Raw genomic sequence first — 24,888 nt, 5'->3', positions numbered from 1 at the left:
CAATAGTAGAATAAACTTTTGTACCTAAATCTTGACCAGTTGCAGAATAATAATGTGTTTTAAATGTGTTTTAATTTTATCTGTTAATTTAAGCATACAACCAAATGTTAATGAATTACTTCCAATTAAACCACCAACTTGATCTTCTGTTTCATTACGAAACATATCATAAGGAATATTACCAATTCCAGCACTATTTTCTTTTCATAAACTATTTTGAATAATTTCATAACTTAAATAATCAATAAAAGCATTTAATTGTGCTATTTTTGGTATTAATTGCGTATTTTTTTGACTCATTAATTTAACTGGTAAACCTAAATCAAAAAATGAAATTATTTTACCAACAATAGGTAAATTATTAAGACTAAATTTAGTAAATTCATTAACATCTCAAGGTAATAATGAAATTGATGAATGTGTATAACGATTAGCATTTAATACATCATGAAATGATGAAAATTTTAATTGTGAATAATCAAATGATGCAACACCAAAAGGGGCTTTTTATATTCTGGGTCTTGATAAATAAATTTACGAATTTGTTTCGTATCATAAGCACCTTTAGGTTTAAATTGTAATCCACTATCTCAAAAAGGTGTTTTATTAGGATTTGTTGCTCTAGTAGCAATTAAATCACTTCCTAATACACCTTCAGCATTTTTCTTTGCTAATGGATCTGCTAATGCATTAAAAATATTAGTTCATTCTCCATAAGTAGTTTGATTAGATGGTTTTAATCCTTGTAAATTATATAAAACATTAGCAGGATTAGAATTAGTTAATAAAGTATCAGGCATACCACTTAATTCATCTGAAAATAATAAATCTCGTGGTTGATATACTCTTTTATTAATTTGTCCTGATTTAATAGGGCTTCAACTAGAATAATGTATTATTACTGTTTTAGTAAGTTTTTTATTCTTTTCATAATAATTAATTTTAAATTTACCTATTTGATCAGGATATTTAGATAATAATATTTGTTCATTAAATAACATTATTTCATTACAATATTTAATAATATAACGGTGTAATGATTCAGGATTAGATGAATTAATAATAAATTTTCTTTTAGCACCACGAATAGCATATTTTATTCACTCATATCATCTTTTGTTAATTGGTCTGCTTCTTCTCTTCATTCAATAGCAAATTCATATTTATTTAAATCAGCAAAAGCTTTTAATTTTTCTCTTTTTGTTTGTGAATGTAAACCTTTACAAATAATATAAGTACCATTATCTAATGTAAAAGAATTCTCAGATAAATTAACTTTATAATTAATATTCATATCATTAAGAGTATTTTGAATATTTTTAAATACTCCATTTCTAATATCTTTATTCATTTTCATAACAGCAATAATAAATATTGGCTTACCCACCAATAATGATATAGCACAGCATTTGCCAACTACATTATCTTTTATCATAAAAGTTTTAGCACTATAACGACTTCCTATTTCATTATATTCATCAAAAATCATCTTGGAATTTCATCTAAATGTAAAAAATGTTTAAGCATCTTTAATCACCTCATTTATTTTAGGTAAATCAACATTATCAAAATTAATAACAATATTAGCATTATTTATATTTGTATCTTTAACATATTTCTCAACATATATTTTCTCCCCCCCGTCATATTTGTCATTTAATAAAGCCAATTCCAATTCTATTTCTAATTGATTTATTGTATCTTTAATAAAATAAGCGGTTTTTGTATCGACTTCATCTTGTCAATTATCAAATGGTAGTTTTAAATAGTATAAATATGCTCTTTTATTACTCAATTTGTCCGCTTTTTTTCGTAAAAACTCCTTAGTTTTACCCGAAATAGTCTTAAAAGTTACCATTTTTTACTCCTTTTTGCATATTAAAATTGCTATTATTTAAACAATATGGTTAAATAAAAGAGTAATAAACAAAATTATCAAGAACTAAAAACGTAGCAAAATGTATTAAAGAACTTAATATTATTTTTATTATGTTTATTTTACAATTAAAAAAAAGACCTCTTCAAGTCTTAATTTTGTAATTTATAAACAAGTTTTTAGAGCTTTGGAAAATCCATTAAACTTTTATAAATATAATTTAAATATAACACTTTATATAAAAATGTCAATAAATTTCTAAAATTTTATTTTTTATGCTAAAACTATTTTCGGAAAGAGAGCTTTTGGATATGAGAAAATTTAAACATTTAAGTATTAATGAAAAAATTATATTAAAGGAATTATCTAGATCAGAATTATATAATAAACAAAAATGGTAAAATTAATTACTCAAAGATAGCACGGTTTATGGGAAGAGATAAGGAAACAATTCGACGTGAACTTAAAAAATTTAAAGAATATGATCCTTTAAAATTACAAAAACAATATCTTAAAAATAGAAAAAATTCTAAAAAACATATTACTTTAACAGTTAAACAGATTAAGTGATTAAACAAAAATTTTAATACTTTACATAGTACACCTGAAACAATTTGTAAAATGTATGAGATTGAATTTGGCGAAAAATTTCCAATGTGTTTTAAAACACTTTATAAATATATTTATTTAGGATTATTTAATATGGATAAAAAATATCTTTATTTTAAGTGAAAGAAGCGAAAAACAAAAAATAGTACTGATAATCGAGGTAAATTATCAAATTACAGAACTATTGAAGAAGCAAAACATGATAGATATGAATTTGGTTGATTTCAAATGGATTGTATTGTTGGAGCTGACCATAAATCTGCTGTTCTTACTTTTACAGAAGAATTAACTAAATTTACTATTGCTGAAAAATTAAGAGAACAAACAGCCGAAGAAGTTGTTAAAACGATTAAAAATATTTTTGTTAGATTCTTGGAATTGGGTTTTGCTCACTTCAATAAAAAACAGCATATCCTTTTTGAAAAATACCTCAAACCTTTCGGGTTGAATCAATTGTTACAATACGAAAATTTTCGGGTTGAACTTGATTAAGAAAATCATTAATATCATCTAAAATATTTAATCTAATATATTTGTATGTTTTATTTTTCATTTTTTTCTCTTTCTATTTAGTTAAACTCTAATACTTTAATACTAACATATTTAATACTAACATATATATTTAATAGATTTATTTAAAACAATATAAAACTGAGATAAGGGAAGTTTTAAATTGATTTTCATAAGGATTATTTCATCCCTTCGGAGCAAAACTGAGCTGGTGATAAACTAGTTTTCTCCCTAGTTTTGTGATATAATTAAATAGAAAATGTGTCAATGAGATAGGCCATCTAGGAGAAAAAAACCATATGAAAAAAGATATGATTATTTTATCAGTTGAAGACTTTTTAGCATTAGAACCTGATGAAAATATTCGTGAAGTACGACATGATGCAGAATATCAGTTTGATTATGAAAGTTGAAAAACAATTCTTTATTCGTCAGGAAAATTAAAATTTATTCTTCGTTATGTTCAAGCAATCTTTCAGTGAATGAAAGAAGTAACTGATTTAACTGGCTTAACAATTAGTATTAGTGCCATTATTGTTGATAAGTTTAATTTCTCATTATTTAAAAATCAACAACATTTATTTAATTGTAGTTTATCAACTAATTTTTATTTAATTTCTGAAACAGAATGATCAGAAAAAATTACTGAAGCACATGCTTCAAATTATGATTTAGTTAAAAATCAATTAATGTATGATCCATTAGAAACGGAACATTGAAAAGGTGAAGAAGGATTTGGCAAATTTATTAATATGCTATTAATGATTATTCGTAATGCGGAAAAACTTGATCCATTAATATTACCAATTCAATGAATGATTGAATTTAAAGATAAAAAATTAACGATGTCACGAATTAGAATGCAAATTCAAGCGTTACAAAATCGAACACCACCGGATAAAGAATTTATCATTGATTCGCGGAAAAAAAATAATAATGTTGAAGATGAAATTGAATTAGAAAAACGACCAACATTAGAACCAGTTAATAAGAATGAAAATGATGATATTGCAGCATGAAATAAATATTATAAAGAAGATGTTTAATACTTTAAATGGTAAAAAGGATTAAGTTCCTCCTTAACCCTTTTTGTATTATTTAATTTAATTTGGTAATTTATTTTACTTTTCTTGAAAAATAGGTATAATTTTAATTGAAAGAGATTATTGTTGACAATAATTTAACAGAGAAATAGTGGATGGTGGAAACTATTGTAATTTTAAAGCGTGATGACAACATGAAGATAAAATTTAATAAATTTTGATAAGTAAGCTCATTAACTAAAAGATAATGAAATAGGATGGCACCTCGATTTTTCGTTCCTAAGCAATCTTTTAGTTTTTTATTTAGAAGGGAAGTTAGTTATGAATATTCAAAAACCACGAGGAACTGAAGATCTTTATTATGAAAAAGCAAGTGAATTAAGTGCCCTAGAATTAATGTTGCGTAGTCTTGCTATGCAATATAACTATCATGAAATTAGAACGCCAATTTTTGAAGCAAAAGATTTATTTGTCCGTTCAGTAGGAGCAGAAACCGATATTGTTAGCAAAGAAATGTTTGAATTATTAGATAAAAAAGAACGAGCATTTGTTTTACGCCCAGAAGGAACAGCACCTGTTATTCGCAGCATTATTGAAGATAAACTATATGGGAAATATGAATTACCGTTAAAGTTGTTTTACCTTGGGAATATGTTTCGTTATGAACGACCTCAACATGGTCGTTTACGTCAGTTTAATCAGTTTGGGGTTGAAGTGGTCGGAGCTAAGAATTATTTATTAGATGTTGAAGTAATTTTACTTGGGTATAATTTATTAAAAACTCTTGGATTAACAAACTTAACATTAAAACTAAATTATTTAATGGTTGGTGAAGCACGCACAAAGTATCTTGGCGTGTTAACAGCTTTCTTCCAAGACCAAACATTATGTGCTGATTGTAAAATTCGGTTACAAAAGAATCCATTACGAGTATTAGATTGTAAAATTGATCATGATAAATTTGGTAATGCTCCAAAAATTTATGATTATTTAATCCCAACAGAAAATGAAGAATTTGTGGCAATTCAAAAGTTGTTAACTAAATTAGGAATTCCTTTTAGCTTAGATGCCCAATTAGTACGTGGATTAGATTATTACACTGGCATTGTTTTTGAAATTGTGATTGAGGATCAAAACCGAGAATTAACCTTATTAGGGGGAGGCTGTTATGATCAATTAGTTCATACGTTTGAACCAAGTTTAGATTATCCAGCGGTAGGATTTGCCTTAGGGTTAGAACGATTGTTATTAACTTTAGCTACGAATGATATTGTACTAGCTGATGAGCCTTATCTTGATGCTTATTTAATTTGTTTATCCGATCATGCTCGCCATTTTGCTGCTTCGTTGTTGTTATTACTACGAGCAAGTGGTTTTCGTGCTGATTGTGATTATTTAACACGGAGTGTTAAAGCCCAATTTAAATCATTAGAACGATTAAAAGCGAAAAATGCTATTATTATTGGTGATAAAGAATTGAAAAAAAATGTTTTGAAAATTAAAAACCAACAAACGGGAAAAGAACAAGAAGTTAAGTTTGAAAAGATTATTTCATTTTTAAGTAAGGAGAAGAAATAATGAAGAGAACACATCCTTGTGGGGAATTAACATTAAAAAATGTTAAGTCAAAAGTTGTTTTAAGTGGTTGAGTAGCAAAGAATCGTCGATTAGGGGGGATTATTTTCTTAGATTTACGAGATCGAACAGGAATTATCCAAATTGTCGTGCAACCAGATCATCCCCAATATGCGATGATTAATACAATTCGGAATGAATTTGTAATTAGTGTTGAAGGTGTTGTAATTGAACGAAAAAATAAGAATTTAGAATTACCAACCGGGGAAATTGAAATTGCCGCTGAACAAATCACAATTTTATCAAAAGCCCAAACGCCACCATTAATTATTAATGATATAACGGATGCCTTAGAAGATGTTCGGATGAAATATCGTTATTTAGATTTACGTCGTCCGATAATGCAACAAAAAATTATGTTACGAAATCAATTAGTACAAACAATTCGCCAATTTTGTCAAGTTCATCAATTTATTGATATTGAAACACCAATTTTAAACAAATCAACGCCAGAAGGTGCCCGTGATTTTTTAGTTCCATCGCGTTTAAATCCTCATCATTTTTATGCTTTACCACAATCCCCACAATTATTTAAACAGTTATTAATGTTAGCCGGATTTGATAAATATTTTCAAATTGCAAAGTGTTTTCGTGATGAAGACTTACGTAGTGATCGTCAACCAGAATTTACACAATTAGATTTAGAAATGAGTTTTGTTACTCGGGATGATATTATGGATTTTGTTGAAACACTATTTCACACAATTATGCAAGATGTGATGAAGGTTAAAATTAAAACGCCATTTCTTTGGATGGATTATGATGAAGCAATTGAAAAATATGGAACCGATAAACCTGATACGCGTTATGATTTACAGTTATTTGATGCAAAAGATATTTTTGCTAAAACTGAATTTAGTATCTTTGCAACAGCGTTAAAAAAAGAGTTAAGTTTAAAAGGGATTTTTATTCCACAATTAGTAAGTAAAAAACAAGTTGAAGAATTAACTCGGATTGCCCAACAAAACAAAGCCAAAGGGTTGGCGTGAGTTAAACAAGAAAAGAATAATTGAGAAGGACCACTTGCTAAAGCACTTAGTGATAATGAAAAAACAAAATTATTACAAGTATGTAATAAACAGGCAGGAACATTCTTTTTTGTTAGTGATCAAAAAGCAATTACTTGTCAAGCTTTAGGAGCAGTACGTGTAGCATTAGCTAAAATGTTTGATTTAATCCCATTGAATGAATATCACTTCTTATGAATTGTTAATTGACCATTATATGAATGATCAGATGAGAATAATCGTTATGAAGCAGCTCATCATCCGTTTACTGCACCAACTAGTGAATTTATTGATAATTTTGAACAGAACATGGCAACTGCTCGGGCTGATGCTTATGACTTAGTTTTAAATGGTTATGAAATTGGGGGCGGGAGCATTCGTATTCATCAAAACGAGGTTCAAACACGAATGTTTAAATCGTTACAATTATCAAACCAAGAAATTGCGAATAAATTTGGTTGATTTTTAAATGCTTTTAATTATGGTGTTCCACCCCATGGCGGAATTGCTTTTGGTCTTGATCGGTTAGCGATGATTTTAACGAATAGTGAATCAATTCGTGATGTGATTGCATTTCCTAAGAATGCAACAGGAATTGATCCAATGACAGCTTCACCAAGTCCAGTTGACGGCAAACAGTTGGATGAATTAGGGATTAAGTTAAAATAATAAAATAGGAATCCTGTAAATTCAAGCAGCAAACTTTTTCTCTTGTTAATTTGATAATAACATCATTTTTAACAAATGCAACTCTTTTTTAAAAAAAATAAAATATTTTATTAATATCTAATTTAACCATATTTAATCATACTAAAAAAGCATTTATTAAATTTTAATTAATAAATTTCTTTAAATATTCTGTAAAAACATTTCTTTTGCACTTATTCAATTTAAACACGGTCGGAGTTTATCATTTATTACATTAACTACTCAATCTATTTATTTTTGACTAACTTTATTAAAATCTGTGCCTTTAGGAAATCAATTTCTTAATTCACTATTCATATATTCAATCAAGGAAAGGGGCTTCGCCCCTAAGTCGCTCCGCGACTTTTACCCCTTTAAGTAAGGTGGTGCGTGGATAAACCACCACACCACCTTACTTTTTTTACCAACAACATTATTTTTACTATTAAAAATAGCGTAAAAGTCCGTTAACCATTGCTAAAATTAAAATAGAACTTAACATAATTTTAAATGTAATATCAAAAGCAAACAAATTACCAATATTATTAAACAATTCAGAAACATTACTAAACACATGTACTATCCCATTAACAAATTTATAAATTTCTTTCATACCAGGCAAATTATTTACAATCCAAATTGCCGCATTTTCAATATGAATATCTAAACGGTATCAAGCACCTTTTTTATAAGGTAATTGTCAAATTTTTCCATCATTAAGTTCACCACTTCAATCAGTAGCATTATAAAGACTAAAATTAAAACCATTAATTGAAATAGACTTATCTTCTGTTAATCTGGTTGTATTAAATCTAATTAAATTAAAACCTTGATATTTTGACCTATCTTTCATATCTAATAATTTTATTGATTGAGTATATTTATCATTATTAGAAGGTAAAATATCAGTCTTATAATCTCAATTTGAATAATAAGAAAAATAATCATTAGTACTATTTATCGTATAAGCATTATACAATTGCACTTGTGGTTTTAAATAATAAATATTTGTATCAGGAAATCTTAAAATATTAAAAACCATTGATTTTGGATATAATAAAAAACCATTTTTTACAAAAAAACAAAACCTAAATTACCATTAGATGTAAAATAAATACATTCTCTAAAATTCGAAATATCAAATATAACTCTTAAAACATTAGAATAAAAATAATCTAAAACTTGAAATAAATTATCCAACGAATAAAAATTTTGTTTAACATCATTAACAAAATAATTACTGTTAGATTTTTTAAGAATATCCATATTAATCAATTCTTTATAATTAAAATTTAAAACTAAATAATTCATATCAAAATGTTTATAACTTTGATTGGCAATAATTGGCATAAATAAATATTGTATAATTTCTCAATTAAAAGTAAATTCATATTTTATATTGTTTTTATAAATAAAAATATCTAACAATTTATTTGGGGTTTCATAATTAATAATTAATTTACCCAAAAAACCCTTAGAAATATCTTTTGGGTTTCAACTTAATAAATAACTTCAAGCAGTATTTTTAATTATATTAAATCAATAATTACTATCATTTTTATCAGCACTTACATTTGGAATAAAAGAAGTTTCAACACCAAAACTAAATGCATAATTACTAGGGTCTAAACCTTGCATAAAATAGTCTTGTCGCAACATTAAAGTAGACTGAAAATCATATTCATTTGCTTTTGCATAAGTCAAATCACTAAAATTATCATTATTTCTTGTTTCTAATTTACAAACATTACTAATATAATTTACAGCTGTAACACTACAAAAAAGAAATATTCAACCAAATATTAAATAAAAAATAATAAATATATCTAATAATCGTTTTCGCATTGTTTTAACCCCCTAAACAATAAAAATAATTTTTTTAATACCCATAATAATAATTGCAAACGCCATATATAACTGGAAAATAGGGTGTGTTGCAATAATAAATAACTGTGCTACTAATTTATAAAAATCATTAGCAGACTCCCAATAATGCTTAACAGTTGAAAAACCTAAATCTGTTGCCACAACAATATTAGCAATAAAACCAAAACCAACGGTTAAACCAATAACAAAGAAAAATATTAATTTTAACATTATTTATCATTCTCCTTATTTATTTTTGCTGACATTCTTGCCTTTTTATTTGCTGAACGAGTACCAACATAATTACCAACTTTTTTACCAGATTTATATGAAAATGAAACAGTACCCTTAACACCTTTGGCAATATTAGAACTTGCTTCTAAACTTGCACGAGAAACTGAACTTAAACCACGAGAACTATTAACTAACAAAAAGATAACATTTATAACACCACCAATTACTCAAATTACAAATAAAGGAATATTTGTACCCGGCAATTTTAATGCTCACATTCAATCCATTATTTTCATAAAAATATCAACTACAACATTAATGGCACCATTTCATACATCATTAGCAAGTAAATTAATCATTTTCTAACTCTCCCAAATTCTTTAATAAATGTTCCACCCCCATCTCTCGTAATTCATTAAGCGTAATATCTTTTTTAACAATACTAGGTCAATTTTGTTTAGTATAACTTGGTACTTTATCATTTTTTAAATCACGCACAAATTTTAAATATTTATTATCATATTGCATTGCAATAGATAAAGGAATTGTTATCTTAACAAAATTAATACCAATATCTTTATTAGATTTTTTACGAACTCTTTTTCCGTTTGCTGTTCGTTTAACCGTTTCAGTTTTTCATACTAAATAATCATCTAAATCATCAAAAAAAACCTATCTTCATTTTAAAATAAGGAAAAAATATACTAGGTGGAATACATTGCATAGGAACAATAATCATATTAGTAATTGCTCTATATTCCACTCAATTCTGATTAATTCGTTGTCCGGCAAAAATAATATTATTATCAAACTGACGACATAACAAAAAATATGGAATTAAACCACTAAACTTTTTATTGTTTTCTTCGGGTTTCGCACCATTCATATACAAAAATATTTCATCAAATAAAATTAAACTATCGTTTGGTGGTATCTTATAATTTTTATTTTTAAAATCTAAATGATTTAAACCTAAAACTCCAATTTTTTCATCATCAATAAAATAATTAGAATAAACATTATCAAATTTAGCAATTTGCGATAAATAATAAACTCTTGTTTAAGCATATAATGCTCCTCATTTAAGGGTCTAAACGCCGTTAAAGTAATAAATGGAATAACCAACCTAAAAAAATTAAAATAAATATGGCAAATAAAGATAACGATTTTTTCATAAACTTAACTCCTAACTATACAATGTTTTTGAAACAATAAACCCAATAATATATAAACTTGATATTGTTAACATTAACGGATGACTAAATAAAATTGCCATTCTGCCAAATAATCAAATCAACCAAGTATCAAAATTATATAAATCCATAATAATATTTTTTGCTGATGTAAATTGATTAATAATAACAGTAATAAAACCAGTTCCAAATATCGCAATCGCCGCCACCAATAAAACTAATTTAATCATTACTTATGCACTCTCCTATATCCTTGTTCTCTTGTTTTTGCTTGTTTTGCTAAACTTGATAATTGTTTTTTATTACGATTAATTTTAAATTGTTTACGCTCTTTAATATGTTTTTGCATACCTTGTTTAGTATCAGAAACACCGCGTACAGTTGACGAATATACTTGTGAAACACCATTATTAACTGTTGAACCTAAATTATTATATTGTGTTGATGTCCCGTGAATTGCATAAATCGATAACTTAATAACCATAAAAAAGATTAAAAAATAAGCAATTGACGTATTTGTCATCGGTAACTTTGTATTTCAAATTACATCAAAAATAAACAAAAATATATCAAAAACAAAACTAAAAATCTTGTCTCAATTACTATTATTATTTTCAACTAATAAATTAATCATCTTTACTATTTCCTTTCTCTTTTTTTAGGTTTTAAATTCTTTTTCAAAATATCAATATCAAACAATTTTAATCGTTCTTTAACACTTAACTTTGTAATTTCTGACCAATAATATTCTTTTTTATTAACAATTTCGTCATTCTTTAAATCACGCACAAACTTTAACCATTGACTATCATACTTATTAGCGAATTCAAGGGGAATTATTATTTTAAAAAACCGAATTCCTAACCCAACATCTGACTTATGTTTTGCTCTTTTACCTTCTGCTGTTCGTTCTACTGATTTTGTTTTTCAAATTTCATAATCCGTTATATCTTGGAAAATCCCAATTCGCATAATAAAGAAACGATTAAAAAAATTAAATCCTTTTTTAGCAACGGGTTTTTTCAATGAAATTGGAATAATAATCCCACTTGCTAACTGGCGAATATTATTTCAAATCATACCCTCACGCTGAGCAGTAAACAACGCACGATTACCAAAATGTCTCGCTAAAACAATTCACGGTATTTTACCACTATGAACTTTTTTTCTCATCGTGAGGACTAGTTCCGTCAATATATAAATAACTTTCATCAAATAAAATAACACTATCATCTGGGGGGAACCGGTTTTGTTCTATCGGTAAAATCTAAATTTTTAAATGTTAAAACTTTAACTTTATCATCTTCTAACGGATAATTACTATAAATTTCATCTGTTAATAATTTCATAGTTTGCGATAAATAAGTTAAAAGTAATGCTTTACCGGCCCCTAACTTCCCAATAATAACTGATAACGGATTATCTCAAACAAAATTTACTAACCGAAAAGCGTTTAACTGATAAAAAATATTTTTCACAATCATCACACAAAATATACACATTGCAAAGCAAATAATATTCAAAATACTAAACCAACACAATACAAAGAAATTATCCAAAGTAATAAATCAATTAAACTAAACAAAAGCATTGAACCACTAATATAACAATAGTTTTTAAAGAAAAATATAAATTTTTTCATTATTTAAAATACCCAACTATTTTAAAAACCATTCACAAGAAAAACCAAGTTAAAAACAAAATCACAATTCAAACACCAACCATTAAAGTTAAATATTCATTTTGCGTTAAATTCCACATTGTAATACTTTCAACATTCGTTTTATCTATAAACAAAAAGACATGAATGAAAAACTCTTTTAATTTAATTCAATCATTTTGCATTTTTAAAAACTCCACATTTTTTGAATAAGTTTAAAAAACATTCCAAAAAACAAAACAATAAATAACACAAACGATATAAAATATAAAAACTCAGGGGCATTTGCACCAATAATATAACTAACAAATTGAACTCAATAATCATATAAAATCATTTAATTTAAGTCTTTCAAATCATTAATTAATTCTTGTTCTTTTTCAACACTTCAATTTGTTAAATTATTATTGTTATTACTTGCTTTTACTTTTTTAGGCTCACTTAAAAATAACGCTTTTTTCATTTTAGTAAAATAATTTTGTTTATATTGATTATATAAATTGATTAATTCTGTTCCAGTTAAATACTTTCAAATATGGCGTTTTAAATTTTCATCATATTTTACAATAGGGTAAGAATTATCATAAATCAAACCGATTGCTACTTGTTCCGAATGTTTTTCACTCGGATAAATAAACTTATTACTCAATCAAAAACCAATATGACGATTATGATTGGGTAAATTAATAAAACTTGCTTTATCTGTTGTAAAAGGGATAAATTCCTTACTAATAAAATAATTTTCTACATTCTGATTTTTCTTAACAAAATTACTCAATTTTATCAACTCCTTCAATTTGTCAATATTGATTTAATTTTTCTTTTTCAACATCAAATTCTACCTTAATTTCAAAAATATATTTTATATACATAATAATCACAAAAATAATACCTATAAAAGCATATACAGACATAATAATTGCAAATACAAAGTGTGGAAAATCTTTATCATTTCAACTCAATATTGAAAAATAAATAAAAGAACTTAAAAAAACAAAAACTAACAATATACCAAAAAAACAATTAAACTTAATAAAAAAATATCTTTAATAAAATCTCTCTTTATTTTTTTATATTCCTTAGTTGTTTTAAATTTCATATCCATAATATAGTCTCCTAACTAAATATTTGTTTAATAAAAAATGTTATAAATAATGTTTATATAATGTTTATTTATTGCAATAAACACTGATTATTAACAATGTTATAAATAATGCTAATATATTGTTTATTTAATGTTTAATAAACACTGTTAATAAACATTGTTAAATATATAAAATAATAAAAATTGGCACACTGAAAAATACTATTTAATTTTTAACAATAGTTATTAAAATATAAAATCATAAATTTATAATTAAGTTGATATTATTATGGTTTTCTCTCTGTATAAATTATTTTAAATAGAAAGGAGAAATAAAATATCGAAGAAATAATAAATTCATTTTTCTATTTAATAAATTCATTTTTTACAAATGTGATACCATCTATTTTTTGATTATCATGAATGGTATCACCAATTAAAACAATTATTTCACTAATAATAATTTTAATAATAACTTTTAAATTTATTATTTGAATTTTTAATAAATTAACAAATTTATAAATATTTTTATACAGAGAGAAAACCATAATAATACCTTAAATATAATTAAATTGATATTTTTACACTATATACTGCCTACAAGTTTTTTCATCTTGTTAACATTATCAATAATAACCAAAATAATTAAATTTATTTAAAAATAAATTTGTAGACAGTGTATAGTGCAAAAATAAACAAAAAAATTATTTAATCAAATCACATATAAAAACTAGTGTGCCACAGTTAAAATACATGATAAATAATAAATATAAATACTAAAATCCTTTAACCATAACACGGAAAAAGTTTAAGATTTTAATAATACAAAATATAGCAAATGGAATTAATATAATTCACGCTTCACCTAAAAAAACCATTATCTCAGGTAAAATATTTGTTATACCTTCTTTAACTTTTCATAATGTACTAGTCAAACCCGTTCAAATACCAGTCATACCCTCAGTCATAGTTTTAGGTGTAGGTGCTGTTAAAAAATTAAACGCTGTTGTTAAATACATACCTAACATTATTTATTACTCTCCTTTCTTTCAATTTCTTTTTTTTCTTTTTTCTTTCCTCGAATTTGTTTAATTTTTTGATAAATTGATAAACCAATTCAAGCAAAAATCCCTAATATAATAACAACACTAAATATTTTCGTTAATCAAGTTGGCATATTACATCTCCTTTCTAAAAACTAAAAAATTGAAATTTGCAAACTCGCTTTGCTCCATTAAAAACACTATTGAATAAATTATCCGCTAATAAATTACACGGAATAATTTATTCTTTTACTTTTTAATTTCAATATCTTTTGCAATCTTATTAACAGTATTAATAACATTATCTTTACCATACTTTTTCACTAGCGGCTGCAAAATAAAATATTGCTTTGTTTGCATAATTTCAACTCCTTAATTAAAAATATTATAAAAATTTTTAGTTCAAAACTGTAAAAACCAAAAATACAAAATGTGTGTGGTTTCTACAAACAACCCTTTAACAAGAGTTGTTTTTTTGCCGCTTCATCGTACACGATGCCCACAAGATGGAACAAATTTAAATGATAATATCATTGCTATCGATACTAAATGTAATAGAAGAAAAGCAGATTTTTAAAAACCACGAAAATAAGACTTATTTTAAAAAATATGTTAAAATACTATAGGAATTATGCTAATAATTACTTATTACATATTGAAAAAAGGAGGACAACAAGAATGCCTTGATGAGCAGGACTTATTATTGGGATTGGTTGTTTAGTTATTGGTGGGGTTTTAGGATTTTTAATTACCAAAAAAAATGTGCAAAAACAATTACGTGATAATCCCCCAATTACTGAAAAACAAATTCGGGCAATGTATATGCAAATGGGACGTAAACCATCAGAAGCAGATATTAAAAAGGTTATGAATTCAATGAAACGTGCAAAATAAGGCTGTATTTAATATCTTTTGCCAATAATGAAACACATGTTAGATTAATAATCTAACATGTGTTTTTGTTTTATCAAATTATTACCATTACGAATACTTTTGCATAAATTTGCAAAAAATTTACAATTCCACCCGTTATTATCAAAAGAAAGAAAACAAATTGCAAAGAAGAAAGAAAAAAATAAAATCAGAATAGACATATGTTACATATGTTATGTTGATTTAAGGTGTTAGAAGAGCCTTCGTTATCTTAATACTACAAAGATAATAATTAGTAAGGAGGGATAAAAATGTTGATTTTTTTATCTTTAACAACTGGGCATTATGTTCTAAATTTTTTTAAAGAATTTATTGGCACACCAGCAATCTTGATTGGTTTATTTGCCCTTGTTGGTTGTTTATTACAACGCAAGAAATTTACCGAAACAATTTCCGCAACGATTAAAACAACCATTGGGTTTTTAATTATTAGTGGGGGAGCTGGGATTTTAGTTGGTGTTGTTGGTAAATTAGGAAATGCTTTTAATTTATTATTTGGAATTAATGGCATTATTGCTAGTAATGATGTTATTTCAGGATTATTTTTAAATAGTTTACCAAAAATTGTCTTAGCTGGAGCATTAATTATGATTTGTGCGATGTTATTAAATATTGTATTAGCATGCATTACATCTTATAAATATATTTAAAAAGTTAAAATAAATATTAAAAATAAAGATAATGGCTTACGCATTATTCTTTACCACCTTTCTTCTTTTTAAAATTAATTATAAATAAAATACATCAAACTAACTCAAATCAAAAATACAAATTTGCAACTAACATATATCAGAATAAAATACCAAACTCATTTATCGTAAATTGATCCAATAAATAAAGAAAAACCAAAACCAACAACTAAAATATATACTAATATTTCTCATCATTTTTCTTTTAAAAACTTTAAAATTTTAATTTTCATAAACTCAACTCCTAACTATACAATGTTTTTGAAACAATAAACCCAACAATATATAAACTCGATATTGTTAACATTAACGGATGACTAAACAAAACTGCCATTCTGCCAAATAATCAAATCAACCAAGTATCAGAATTATATAAATGCATAATAATATTTTTTGCCGATGTAAATTGATTAATAAGAACAGTAATAAAACCAGTTCCAAATATCGCGATTGCCGCAACCAATAAAGCTAATTTAATCATTATTTTTTATCTTCTTTAAATTTAATACTTCTAATATTTTTTGCTTGATATCTAATATTTTGTCGTTTAAGTTCTTTTTTAACTTGCTGCTTATTACTATTTTGATAAACATTTTTACCAACATTAATACCTTTTCGTACAGTTGACGAATATACTTGCGAAACACCATTATTAACTGTTGAACCTAAAATATTATATTGTGTTGATGTGCCATGAATTACATAAATAGATAACTTAATAACCATAAAAAGACTAAAAAATAAGCAATCGATGTATTTATGGATTTATATAATTCTGATACTTGGTTGATTTGATTATTTGGCAGAATGGCATTTTTGTTTAGTCATCCGTTAATGTTAACAATATCGAGTTTATATATTGCTGGGTTTATTGTTTCAAAAACATTGTATAGTTAGGGGTTGAGTTTATGAAAAAATCGTTATCTTTATTTGCCATATTTATTTTATTTTTTTAGGTTTGGTTATTCCATTTATTACTTTAACGGCGTTTAGACCTTTAAATGAGGAGCATTATATGCTTAAACAAGAGAATAAGTACTGATAAAGGTATTAATGAAACTGATTTTATTAATACGATGTTTTTACGCAGTAGTTTTTTTTGAAAATTGGTCGGAAACAAATTATTTTATTAATCCAACTTTAAAAACATCAAAAAAATTATCGTTTAATGATAAATGGTATTTGGATTTTTTTACAAGATAGTTATTCCACCTGAGTTGTTTATGATAAACCAGATGAAGTATTTTTGGGTTATTATCAACAATGACATAGTTTAAAAAAACGGTATATGGTTGAAAAATTTTATGATGTTAAAAAAGAGAATTTTTTGAATGATTTAACTGATTTTATTTATGCCTTTGCTGTAAAATATAAGATGTTTGATGTATCGAAAAAAATTGTGGAGAATATTGATCGTTATAAAGAAAATCATTATCCAAGAGTTAAGTTAAACCAAGATAATTGAAAATTAATTGATAGTTCTTTAAATAATATACAAAAAGAATTTGAAAAATATAATGATAAATGATATTTTATTATTTGAAAAAGAGGAAATAGTTCACATTGAATATGACAATCAATGTTTTTTAAATATGATGAGTCTGCTCCTAGAATGACAGGCGCTTGACTTTCTTCTATAAAATCAATTTATCGTTGAGATAATACAAATAAACCTAAAAAAATAGAATTTAATGAAAGTACTGGTTAAATTACTGATTGAAATAGTTATCAACAAACTCGCATAAAAGAATTTATTGATTTATCTTTATATTCTGTTTTGCAGGAAAATATTAGAGTTCAGTAAGGTGGTAGTGCGGATTATGAAAATTCGAATAAGGTTGGTACAAAGCGGATAATTTTTGATTTTGAGACGGTTGATGAATTGGGTGTTAAAAATATTAAAAAATCAATTTATCGGATGATTTTAACTGTTGATGAGGCAAATTTAATTATTTTTGGTAGTTTGGAATTAAATAATATTAATAATGATGATTTAAGTTTTAATTTTAGTTTTATCCGAACGGGAATCGGTGAAGTTTTTAATTTTAATGGTTCAATTTATTCATCATTAAATAGTAATTAACAAGTTTAATAAAAGAAATATAAAATTAAAATTAATAAATCAAATAACATAACTAGTATGCCATAGATGAGTTATTCATCTTGTTATATTAGAATTATTTAATTTTACTAAAAAAGATTTTTAAATACCCAGTTTTTCAATCAGCAACTATCCTTGAATTTTCCAAATTATTATAAAATCAAATTTTTTCTTTGTTTGTATATTTAATTTGATTTAATAAATCTTTGTGATTTTCACAAGTTTATAAAATTTTATTTGTTTCAAATTCTTCGGTGATAAATGATGATAATTTATAACAATTAATTTATAACAATTAAATTTATAACAATTAATAACATCACATATTTTTTGTTGTTTAATATTTTTCATTTTTATAAATCAAATTTAATATTGACTATAATAAATATCTTCAAATCATTCTGTTTTTTCGCGATTTTTAACTTTATGAACTCGCTTTGGTATTCCGCATTTACTGCATTTAATCATAATATTAATTTTTTCCATTTTTAGTTTTTCCAATCTAACATTTAACGATTGATTTATTAATATAACTAAGTGAAACAAAACAAGGACAACACCTTTACTAAGTTAGTAGATAAATTATTTATTAATTTCTTAATTTAATATTGTTTTTTTTCAGAAAGGAAACAACTTTTTATTATTTTAAAAATTATAAATATATAAAGATACTATCCTTGTTTTGAATCAATTAGTTATTTTAGGTTTTTTCAAATAAAAAAAACCATTTTTGTAAATGGTTTAATTATTCTTATTTAATTTCTTTATATTTTTATACCCTACTTTTTTATGCAACCTTAATTATCATATTTTAAATAACGTTGTCAAAACACTGGAGCTAAACCGCGCAAGGCAAGGGGTATTACAATTTGCATGATTGGATAGGTAAAAAGAAAACTATGAATAAAATTATAAACAATTGCATATAATCAATTAGAATACCCTGGTCAAACAGAAGCAGGAAATAATGTGGTTCAAATGATAACACCACCTAATATTTGTGATAAAGCAATTAAACCAATGATGCTAAAACAAATAATAATATAATTAACATATGTAATATTTTTTTTATCATTGTTAACTTTAAACCGCATAAAGCCAGCAATCATTGGAATAATCATTGGAATAAAATAATCCAACAAATATGATCAAGGTGAAACAATAAAACCAGAGGGAATAAATAACAGGGACATTAAGGCACTAATGCTTCCAACAAAAAAACCAGCTAAAGCGGAATGAAAAAAAGCAATTATTGTAAGAGGAATATATTTTAGAGCAATCCCACCCCCATGGGGTAAAATTGGCAGCAGGGTTTCTAAATATGCTAATGCTAAGGTTACTGCTGCAAACATTCCAATAATAACAATATCAAATGTTTTTCATTTTCAAATTCCTAAATTAATTAAAAATCGTTTTCGTTTTATAACATTAGTAAATAATAAATCACTAACTTTTGTTTCATAACTATAAATAATAAGATTACTAATTAAATTAAGAAAATTTAAACTAATAATATTTAAAATAATAAACTGAAACTTATAATTAATATATTCTTCATAATTTGTTAATCAAACACTTATTGCGGATATGATACTAAATATTAAACCAAATCCACAAACCGCTAAACAAAAAAATCATATATTTTTAAAATTTTGGTCATTATTTAAATGGAATAATTTACTTAATGTTGATAATGGTAAAATACTAAGATTTATTATAATACCAAGATATAAACTAATGATGATAAAAATAGTTACTTTATTATATCATAAAATAATTTTTTGTTGGTTTAACTTAAACTTAAAAATTGCGGTTGTGGCCATATAAAAAATTTCCTTACACAAATAATTTTGTAATTAACTTCTGTGAAAGTGAGCATCAAATTAAATTTATTAAATTAAATAAATAACGAATTTGAACTCCCTACGCTAGTGTTAACTAGATCAGGTTCTAAGAGTATTTCTCAAACTTATGTTTTGTAAGTTACCTCTGTCAATTACAATATTATTTTAACATTGTTGCAAAAAACTGCAAGAAATTTTAATAATTTATGTCCTTATCTTGTAATAATTTCGTAATAGTTATCTAGCAAAAATTTCGCAATTATTTATATTATTAATTTGCTGATAACTATGGAAAGAAAATTAACAATGACAGAAAAACATAAATATAAAACTATTAGAAAAGTTATTAAAATGAAATAACAAAAAAAACGTGCTGCTAAAATTTTAGATTTGTCTATTCGTAGAATTGAACAATTAATGAAAATTTATGATACACAAAATATGACCTCCTTTGCCATCATTCACGTGGTATAACAGCATATAACAAAACAAAACCAGAAATTTGTGAAAATATTCTTAATCTTTACAAAACTAAATATATTGATTTTAATTTTATACATTTTAAAGAAAAATTAATTGAAAATGAAAAAATAAAAATTTCTTATTCACTTTTGTACAACTTAATGTCTCTAAATTAAATAAAATCTCCTAGAAAACAGAAATTAAGAAAAAAAGATAAATCACATACTTTAAGAGAACGCCGCAAATATTTTGGGGAATTATTATAACCTGATGCTAGTGAACATTTATGACTAGGAATAAATCATCCTAAAATATTTTTACATGGTGTTATTGATGATGCAACAAATACAGTTGTTGGATTATATTTTGATTATCAAGAAACCTTAAATTTTTATTAATGTTTTATATCAAATTTTAAAAAACTATGGTATTCCTATGACATTTTATACATATAAGCGAACAATTTTTACTTATCAAAAAAAATAATAGTAAAAACGAAGAAAAAGACACCTTTACTAAAACATTGTATCTTAAGTATGAAAACAAAATTTATAATCTATTAGAATATATTTCAACAGTTAAAAATACAGAAAAAACATTACCAAAATCTAAAGCTCATAAACCCAAATCAAATCATCCATGAACTGAAAGATATACTATGAAACAATTATCAATTAAATAAATTTACGAAATTTTAGCTAGATATTGACAGAAATTTTAATAATTTATTATATAATAATGTATATGGAATTAGAGGCAAAGATATGTTTAAATGATGAAGACGAAAAAAAACTGAACAAAAAATAGTAAATTTAGAAACAGCGAGTGCTTTTGATGATGAAATTGAAGGGTTTAGTGGAGCTAATTTTAGTGATGAAACAATTGACTTTAAATTGTCACAATCAAAAAGGGTTATAATAAATAATTTAGAAAATTCTGAGATTAAAACAACTCAAGAGGATACTAATAGTATTGATAGTCTTGTTCAAAATTCACGTCATCAAATTAATAAATATAAAGAAGAACATAATGTTAATGAACATGAAAATTTATTAGAACGCTTAGAGCAATTAAAAAAATTACGTGATAGTTCTCAAGTTCAACCAAATGAGTTTCAACAAATGCTAAATCGAATTAAAGAACGGAATTTTAATGACCGAATGGCATATATTATGGATCGAATTAAGATTTCTCATCGTGATGATGATAAATTAGAATTAGCGCATAATGGTGAGCCTAATGGTGAACCATTAGCAGAAAATTCGTCAAAAAGAGTAAAAAAAAATAAAATTACAATTGCTGGGGATAAAAGTGAAATTAATACTTTAAAACAAAACTTACCAAAAAAGACTTCTAATAATTTAAGTGAAAAAGAGAATGTTACAATTACATTATCTGTAAAACAATTTCAACAAGTTGTGCGTGATACTGTGGAGGGTGTTTTAGTTGAATTAGGAATTAAAAATAAAGATGAATAATTTTTGTTTTGTTTTTATGTGCTGTATTTTTTAGATTGGGAGGAAAAATAAATGAAGATAGCATTATTTGGTGGTAGTTTTGACCCATTTCATACTGACCATTTAACAATGATTAATCTTGTTAAAACAAAAACAGATATTGATGAAATCTGAATTATTCCAACAAATCAGAATCCTTTTAAAACACGAAAATTATCTTCTTCCACTGATCGTGTTGCAATGATTACTTTAGCAGTTGCTGGTTTATCGTATGTTAAGATTAATTTAATTGAATTAGAAAATACAAAACCTAGTATAACATATGATACTGTTTTAAAATTGCAAGGCCAATTTCCACATTATCAATTTTATTTTATGATTGGTTCTGACCAACTAGCATCGTTAAATAAATGAAACAATATTATTGAATTAACAAGAATGCAAACTTTTATTGTTTTTCAACGAAATGAACCAATTGAACAAGCAATTTTAAAACAATATCAAGCAATAGTAATTCCATTTCATAATAATTTACATTTATCATCAACAATGTTACGAGAAGGAAAAAACATTTCATTGCAATTGCCAAGTATTACTAAGTATATTAATAATAATTTATTATATTTACCAGAACGATTGGGACAAAATATGGATAAGGAACGATATCAACATTGTTTAAATGTTGGGCAAAAAGCCCAAGAATTAGCATTGATTCATAAATTAAACCCGCAAAAAGCTTTAATTGCTGGAACATATCATGATATTACGAAACAATGGTCAAAACAAAAACAAAAAGCATATCTAACAAAATACTTACCAACTTTTTTATCAGAGCCAATTCCTACTTGGCATGCTTATACAGCTTATTGTCATTTAAAATATGATTTATTATTTACTGATGAGGATATTTTAACAGCAGTTAAATTACATACTGTTGGCCATCCACAAATGACATTGTTTGAAATGCTAATTTTTGTTGCGGATAAAATTAGTAGTGAACGAAATTATCCGAAAGTTGATTATTATCGAACATTAGCACAAAAAGATTTAATAAAAGCGTTTCAAGAATTATTAATAATCCAATTTGAACGAGCAGTAGATAAGCAAGGTCTTGAACATTTAGGTAAAAACATACAATTAACTTATCAACAATGAAAAGAGGATAAATAACGTAATGAATTTAATTATTAGTGCAATGAAAGAAGAGTTAATAACAATTTTAAATGCTTTAAAACCAACAGTAATTGGTAAATACTCACAGATTGAATTATATCAAAAAGGTAATTGATTATTTGCAATTAGCAAGATTGGTTTAGTAAATGCTGCAATGACTTTAACAATCTTACTTAAAGATTATGCAATTAAAACAGTTTATAATATTGGCACAGTTGGGACTTTAAAGTCAAGTTTTAAACCATTATCAGTTTTAGTGATTACTGAAGCTTACTATACTTTTGCTGATGCACAAGAATTTGGTTATACAATGGGGCAAATTCCAGGTGAATTGCCTAGTTATTATAGTGATAAAAAATTAGTAACTACAATTACATCAAAAATACCTAACATTCAACCAGCATTTTTAGGGAGCAGTGATATTTTTATTGATAAACTAGAATATTTTAATCATATTAATACTAAATTTAAGAATAAAATTGATGTGGTGGATATGGAAGGTTGTGCTTTTTTTCAAGTTTCCTTAAAGTATCAAATTCCAATTGTTAGTATTAAAATTATTACAGATTATTTACAAGCAACTAAAAAAAGTTCAACAACACAATTTAAACAAAATTTATCACAAGCAGGAATTTTAATTTCTGATTTAATTTTGACAAAATTATTTAATAATAAAGAATAAAAAATTTAAAATTAAGATATAATTTAAACAATGTTATTAAATAGAAAGAGGGATTTAATGTATAAATTTATCAAATATTATTGTCGTGATTGACGGTTTTGATTCAAAATAATTATTGCATTGGTTGCTTTATTTGGGTTACTAACTAATTATTTAACTAATTTACTGCATTTAGACAAAATGATTGTTACGGATAGTAATAACCAAGTGACATATTTATGAGCTGTTTATGATCAAACAGAAGCAATTAGTCATTGAAATTATGCTGGCTATACAATATGATGAATTTCATTTTTTACTACGCAATCAAATTTTTTAGTCCTAATTTGATTTGTAATTGCAATTATTTGTCATCGTCAAGAAGGAATCATTAAACCATTAAAAACATATTTTTCATTATCAGTTGCTGTGTATATTACAGTTACTTGTTTAATTTACAATTTTGTATTATTACCAGGAATCTTAAAAAATAAAGATTTAATGTGAGGTCCACTACAATGAACGGAGCAAATTATTTTGCATGTTATTGTACCAATATTAACAATTATTTATATTGTTATCTTTGCTAAACAATCACCGCTAGTTTCAACAAAACAATTTTATCAACAAAAATTAGGATGATATTTTATTTATCCAATTTTATATGGTGTTTATGGAGTTATCAAAGGAATATTATGTGAATATAGTGGAATGCATTTAAAGATTGCCTATCAATATTTCTTCTTACAAATTACAAATCCAAAAGCACAAGGTTTACCTGGCATTGTTTGATTTATAATTGCTATTGTCTTAATTTCAGGGATTATTACTGCTTTTGGTGGTTTATATCATTTTAGTATATTAAAAGTTGCCAAACATCATCAACAATCAAAAAATTCTTAATAAATATTTTAACAAACAATTAAATTGTTAAAAGCACAGGGGTGCTTTCTTTTTTTGTATTATGTAAATTCAAGCAGAAAATTTTTTCTCTTGTTAATTTGATGATAACATCATTTTTAACAAATGCAACTCTTTTTTTTAAAAATTAAAATATTTTATAAATATGAATTATGTAAAATGAAATGCAACAAATCTTTATTAATTAAATAATATAATAA

At 25.1% G+C, this 24,888-nt stretch carries 36 protein-coding genes, 4 pseudogenes and 1 riboswitch; of the genes and pseudogenes, 15 read left to right on the top strand and 25 right to left on the bottom strand.

Going from position 1 to position 24,888, the window contains the following annotated elements:
* Window positions 1-24: 24 nt before the first annotated feature.
* The 4 genes from SCITRI_RS05050 to SCITRI_RS05035 all read right to left on the bottom strand — a co-directional run bounded on the left by SCITRI_RS05050 (window position 25) and on the right by SCITRI_RS05035 (window position 1,858).
* On the bottom strand, window positions 25-300 hold the full coding sequence (locus tag SCITRI_RS05050; RefSeq protein ID WP_071937481.1) for a hypothetical protein: 276 nt from the start codon (window positions 298-300) through the stop codon (window positions 25-27).
* A gap of 164 nt (window positions 301-464) precedes the next feature.
* Window positions 465-1,145 carry a hypothetical protein gene (locus SCITRI_RS05045; protein ID WP_071937480.1) on the bottom strand — a complete coding sequence of 227 codons (681 nt, stop codon included), beginning with the start codon at window positions 1,143-1,145 and terminating at the stop codon, window positions 465-467.
* Window positions 1,097-1,489 carry a PBSX family phage terminase large subunit gene (locus SCITRI_RS05040; RefSeq protein WP_071937479.1) on the bottom strand — a complete coding sequence of 131 codons (393 nt, stop codon included), beginning with the start codon at window positions 1,487-1,489 and terminating at the stop codon, window positions 1,097-1,099. Before SCITRI_RS05040 ends, SCITRI_RS05045 begins: the two co-directional genes overlap by 49 nt.
* Window positions 1,490-1,519: 30 nt before the next feature.
* Window positions 1,520-1,858 (bottom strand): hypothetical protein, encoded by a 339-nt coding sequence (locus SCITRI_RS05035; RefSeq protein WP_071937478.1) that lies wholly within the window; start codon window positions 1,856-1,858, stop codon window positions 1,520-1,522.
* Window positions 1,859-2,187: 329 nt separating this feature from the next.
* On the opposite strand from SCITRI_RS05035, the pseudogene SCITRI_RS10760 reads away from it, so the two are divergent.
* From SCITRI_RS10760 to aspS, 4 genes and pseudogenes are all read left to right on the top strand, one after another.
* Window positions 2,188-2,848 (top strand): annotated as a pseudogene (locus SCITRI_RS10760) (IS30 family transposase); the annotation flags it as partial.
* Window positions 2,849-3,294: 446 nt separating this feature from the next.
* Window positions 3,295-4,041 carry a hypothetical protein gene (locus tag SCITRI_RS05025; protein ID WP_071937477.1) on the top strand — a complete coding sequence of 249 codons (747 nt, stop codon included), beginning with the start codon at window positions 3,295-3,297 and terminating at the stop codon, window positions 4,039-4,041.
* A 318-nt stretch (window positions 4,042-4,359) separates the two neighbouring features.
* A complete protein-coding gene (gene hisS, locus SCITRI_RS05020; protein ID WP_071937476.1) occupies window positions 4,360-5,616 on the top strand; it encodes a histidine--tRNA ligase in 1,257 nt (418 codons plus the stop codon).
* Window positions 5,616-7,349 (top strand): aspartate--tRNA ligase, encoded by a 1,734-nt coding sequence (gene aspS / locus SCITRI_RS05015; protein WP_071937475.1) that lies wholly within the window; start codon window positions 5,616-5,618, stop codon window positions 7,347-7,349. Before hisS ends, aspS begins: the two co-directional genes overlap by 1 nt.
* A gap of 180 nt (window positions 7,350-7,529) precedes the next feature.
* On the opposite strand, the pseudogene SCITRI_RS10755 reads toward aspS, so the two are convergent.
* From SCITRI_RS10755 to SCITRI_RS04940, 17 genes and pseudogenes are all read right to left on the bottom strand, one after another.
* Window positions 7,530-7,697: pseudogene (locus SCITRI_RS10755) on the bottom strand (IS30 family transposase); the annotation flags it as partial.
* A 115-nt stretch (window positions 7,698-7,812) separates the two neighbouring features.
* Window positions 7,813-8,409, bottom strand: a complete 597-nt coding sequence (locus tag SCITRI_RS10750) for a spiroplasma phage ORF1-like family protein (RefSeq protein ID WP_071937474.1) — start codon at window positions 8,407-8,409, stop codon at window positions 7,813-7,815.
* Between the two features lie 29 nt (window positions 8,410-8,438).
* Window positions 8,439-9,212, bottom strand: coding sequence for a hypothetical protein (locus SCITRI_RS10745; protein WP_071937473.1), 774 nt, complete (start codon window positions 9,210-9,212; stop codon window positions 8,439-8,441).
* 12 nt (window positions 9,213-9,224) lie between these two features.
* Entirely contained in the window at window positions 9,225-9,464 is a 240-nt protein-coding gene (locus SCITRI_RS05000; RefSeq protein ID WP_071937472.1) for a hypothetical protein, read from the bottom strand.
* Window positions 9,464-9,826, bottom strand: coding sequence for a hypothetical protein (locus tag SCITRI_RS04995; protein ID WP_237237836.1), 363 nt, complete (start codon window positions 9,824-9,826; stop codon window positions 9,464-9,466). The genes SCITRI_RS05000 and SCITRI_RS04995 overlap by 1 nt, the downstream gene beginning before the upstream one ends.
* Window positions 9,819-9,995 (bottom strand): hypothetical protein, encoded by a 177-nt coding sequence (locus SCITRI_RS11465; protein WP_157092863.1) that lies wholly within the window; start codon window positions 9,993-9,995, stop codon window positions 9,819-9,821. Before SCITRI_RS11465 ends, SCITRI_RS04995 begins: the two co-directional genes overlap by 8 nt.
* 91 nt (window positions 9,996-10,086) lie before the next feature.
* Complete coding sequence (locus tag SCITRI_RS11460) at window positions 10,087-10,359, bottom strand: hypothetical protein (RefSeq protein ID WP_157092862.1); 273 nt, start codon at window positions 10,357-10,359, stop codon at window positions 10,087-10,089.
* Between the two features lie 294 nt (window positions 10,360-10,653).
* Complete coding sequence (locus SCITRI_RS04980) at window positions 10,654-10,890, bottom strand: hypothetical protein (RefSeq protein ID WP_071937470.1); 237 nt, start codon at window positions 10,888-10,890, stop codon at window positions 10,654-10,656.
* Window positions 10,890-11,294: a hypothetical protein gene (locus SCITRI_RS04975; RefSeq protein ID WP_015979226.1), complete on the bottom strand. Its 405-nt coding sequence runs from the start codon at window positions 11,292-11,294 to the stop codon at window positions 10,890-10,892. Before SCITRI_RS04975 ends, SCITRI_RS04980 begins: the two co-directional genes overlap by 1 nt.
* Before the next feature lie 5 nt (window positions 11,295-11,299).
* The gene (locus tag SCITRI_RS11455; protein ID WP_237237835.1) at window positions 11,300-11,833 is read right to left on the bottom strand and encodes a hypothetical protein; all 534 of its coding nucleotides are present in this window, start codon (window positions 11,831-11,833) and stop codon (window positions 11,300-11,302) included.
* Between the two features lie 53 nt (window positions 11,834-11,886).
* On the bottom strand, window positions 11,887-12,138 hold the full coding sequence (locus SCITRI_RS11450; RefSeq protein ID WP_237237834.1) for a hypothetical protein: 252 nt from the start codon (window positions 12,136-12,138) through the stop codon (window positions 11,887-11,889).
* Window positions 12,114-12,302: a hypothetical protein gene (locus SCITRI_RS11445; RefSeq protein ID WP_157092897.1), complete on the bottom strand. Its 189-nt coding sequence runs from the start codon at window positions 12,300-12,302 to the stop codon at window positions 12,114-12,116. Before SCITRI_RS11445 ends, SCITRI_RS11450 begins: the two co-directional genes overlap by 25 nt.
* Window positions 12,302-12,505: a DUF2649 domain-containing protein gene (locus SCITRI_RS04965; RefSeq protein ID WP_071937469.1), complete on the bottom strand. Its 204-nt coding sequence runs from the start codon at window positions 12,503-12,505 to the stop codon at window positions 12,302-12,304. Before SCITRI_RS04965 ends, SCITRI_RS11445 begins: the two co-directional genes overlap by 1 nt.
* Before the next feature lie 152 nt (window positions 12,506-12,657).
* Window positions 12,658-13,098, bottom strand: a complete 441-nt coding sequence (locus tag SCITRI_RS04960) for a DUF3627 domain-containing protein (protein ID WP_084566886.1) — start codon at window positions 13,096-13,098, stop codon at window positions 12,658-12,660.
* A 671-nt stretch (window positions 13,099-13,769) separates the two neighbouring features.
* A complete protein-coding gene (locus tag SCITRI_RS04950; protein WP_233485479.1) occupies window positions 13,770-13,952 on the bottom strand; it encodes a hypothetical protein in 183 nt (60 codons plus the stop codon).
* A 228-nt stretch (window positions 13,953-14,180) separates the two neighbouring features.
* A complete protein-coding gene (locus SCITRI_RS04945) occupies window positions 14,181-14,432 on the bottom strand; it encodes a hypothetical protein (RefSeq protein WP_071937359.1) in 252 nt (83 codons plus the stop codon).
* Window positions 14,432-14,581 carry a hypothetical protein gene (locus SCITRI_RS04940; protein ID WP_071937466.1) on the bottom strand — a complete coding sequence of 50 codons (150 nt, stop codon included), beginning with the start codon at window positions 14,579-14,581 and terminating at the stop codon, window positions 14,432-14,434. Before SCITRI_RS04940 ends, SCITRI_RS04945 begins: the two co-directional genes overlap by 1 nt.
* 544 nt (window positions 14,582-15,125) lie before the next feature.
* Here SCITRI_RS04940 and SCITRI_RS04935 point away from each other — a divergent pair.
* Both SCITRI_RS04935 and SCITRI_RS04930 read left to right on the top strand, forming a co-directional pair.
* Window positions 15,126-15,341, top strand: a complete 216-nt coding sequence (locus tag SCITRI_RS04935) for a YneF family protein (RefSeq protein ID WP_071937465.1) — start codon at window positions 15,126-15,128, stop codon at window positions 15,339-15,341.
* Window positions 15,342-15,649: 308 nt separating this feature from the next.
* Window positions 15,650-16,027 (top strand): annotated as a pseudogene (locus SCITRI_RS04930) (PTS transporter subunit IIC); the annotation flags it as partial.
* Between the two features lie 77 nt (window positions 16,028-16,104).
* Here SCITRI_RS04930 and SCITRI_RS04925 read toward each other — a convergent pair.
* Genes SCITRI_RS04925 through SCITRI_RS04915 form a run of 3 tightly spaced genes read right to left on the bottom strand, consistent with a single transcriptional unit; the run spans window position 16,105 to window position 16,795 of the window.
* Window positions 16,105-16,302 (bottom strand): hypothetical protein, encoded by a 198-nt coding sequence (locus tag SCITRI_RS04925; protein ID WP_071937464.1) that lies wholly within the window; start codon window positions 16,300-16,302, stop codon window positions 16,105-16,107.
* A gap of 11 nt (window positions 16,303-16,313) precedes the next feature.
* On the bottom strand, window positions 16,314-16,550 hold the full coding sequence (locus tag SCITRI_RS04920) for a hypothetical protein (protein ID WP_071937463.1): 237 nt from the start codon (window positions 16,548-16,550) through the stop codon (window positions 16,314-16,316).
* Window positions 16,550-16,795: a hypothetical protein gene (locus SCITRI_RS04915; RefSeq protein ID WP_408641580.1), complete on the bottom strand. Its 246-nt coding sequence runs from the start codon at window positions 16,793-16,795 to the stop codon at window positions 16,550-16,552. The genes SCITRI_RS04920 and SCITRI_RS04915 overlap by 1 nt, the downstream gene beginning before the upstream one ends.
* Window positions 16,796-16,828: 33 nt before the next feature.
* On the opposite strand from SCITRI_RS04915, the gene SCITRI_RS10050 reads away from it, so the two are divergent.
* The 4 genes from SCITRI_RS10050 to SCITRI_RS10730 all read left to right on the top strand — a co-directional run bounded on the left by SCITRI_RS10050 (window position 16,829) and on the right by SCITRI_RS10730 (window position 18,152).
* On the top strand, window positions 16,829-16,966 hold the full coding sequence (locus SCITRI_RS10050; RefSeq protein WP_155522121.1) for a hypothetical protein: 138 nt from the start codon (window positions 16,829-16,831) through the stop codon (window positions 16,964-16,966).
* A gap of 156 nt (window positions 16,967-17,122) precedes the next feature.
* On the top strand, window positions 17,123-17,272 hold the full coding sequence (locus SCITRI_RS10740) for a spiroplasma phage ORF1-like family protein (RefSeq protein ID WP_197735352.1): 150 nt from the start codon (window positions 17,123-17,125) through the stop codon (window positions 17,270-17,272).
* Window positions 17,238-17,777: a spiroplasma phage ORF1-like family protein gene (locus SCITRI_RS10735; protein WP_197735351.1), complete on the top strand. Its 540-nt coding sequence runs from the start codon at window positions 17,238-17,240 to the stop codon at window positions 17,775-17,777. Before SCITRI_RS10740 ends, SCITRI_RS10735 begins: the two co-directional genes overlap by 35 nt.
* A gap of 144 nt (window positions 17,778-17,921) precedes the next feature.
* The gene (locus SCITRI_RS10730) at window positions 17,922-18,152 is read left to right on the top strand and encodes a spiroplasma phage ORF1-like family protein (protein WP_408641586.1); all 231 of its coding nucleotides are present in this window, start codon (window positions 17,922-17,924) and stop codon (window positions 18,150-18,152) included.
* Window positions 18,153-18,967: 815 nt separating this feature from the next.
* Here the strand turns inward: SCITRI_RS10730 and SCITRI_RS04905 are convergent.
* Complete coding sequence (locus SCITRI_RS04905) at window positions 18,968-19,993, bottom strand: energy-coupled thiamine transporter ThiT (protein WP_071937462.1); 1,026 nt, start codon at window positions 19,991-19,993, stop codon at window positions 18,968-18,970.
* 79 nt (window positions 19,994-20,072) lie between these two features.
* Window positions 20,073-20,171: riboswitch (TPP riboswitch) on the bottom strand.
* A 142-nt stretch (window positions 20,172-20,313) separates the two neighbouring features.
* On the opposite strand from SCITRI_RS04905, the pseudogene SCITRI_RS12590 reads away from it, so the two are divergent.
* The 5 genes and pseudogenes from SCITRI_RS12590 (at window position 20,314) to SCITRI_RS04885 (ending at window position 24,670) form a co-directional block, all read left to right on the top strand.
* Window positions 20,314-21,158: pseudogene (locus SCITRI_RS12590) on the top strand (hypothetical protein).
* Window positions 21,159-21,240: 82 nt separating this feature from the next.
* A complete protein-coding gene (locus tag SCITRI_RS04900) occupies window positions 21,241-21,954 on the top strand; it encodes a hypothetical protein (RefSeq protein ID WP_071937461.1) in 714 nt (237 codons plus the stop codon).
* 51 nt (window positions 21,955-22,005) lie between these two features.
* Entirely contained in the window at window positions 22,006-23,103 is a 1,098-nt protein-coding gene (locus tag SCITRI_RS04895) for a nicotinate-nucleotide adenylyltransferase (protein ID WP_071937460.1), read from the top strand.
* Window positions 23,104-23,107: 4 nt separating this feature from the next.
* Window positions 23,108-23,788 (top strand): 5'-methylthioadenosine/S-adenosylhomocysteine nucleosidase, encoded by a 681-nt coding sequence (gene mtnN / locus SCITRI_RS04890; protein ID WP_071937459.1) that lies wholly within the window; start codon window positions 23,108-23,110, stop codon window positions 23,786-23,788.
* A gap of 57 nt (window positions 23,789-23,845) precedes the next feature.
* Entirely contained in the window at window positions 23,846-24,670 is an 825-nt protein-coding gene (locus tag SCITRI_RS04885) for a Pr6Pr family membrane protein (RefSeq protein WP_071937458.1), read from the top strand.
* Window positions 24,671-24,888 lie beyond the last annotated feature (218 nt).

The organism is Spiroplasma citri, from assembly GCF_001886855.1.
GTDB classification, from domain to species: Bacteria; Bacillota_I; Bacilli_A; order Mycoplasmatales; family Mycoplasmataceae; genus Spiroplasma; species Spiroplasma citri.
Note: the sequence above shows the minus strand (reverse complement) of the source record. Positions and strands in the feature narration are given on the sequence as shown.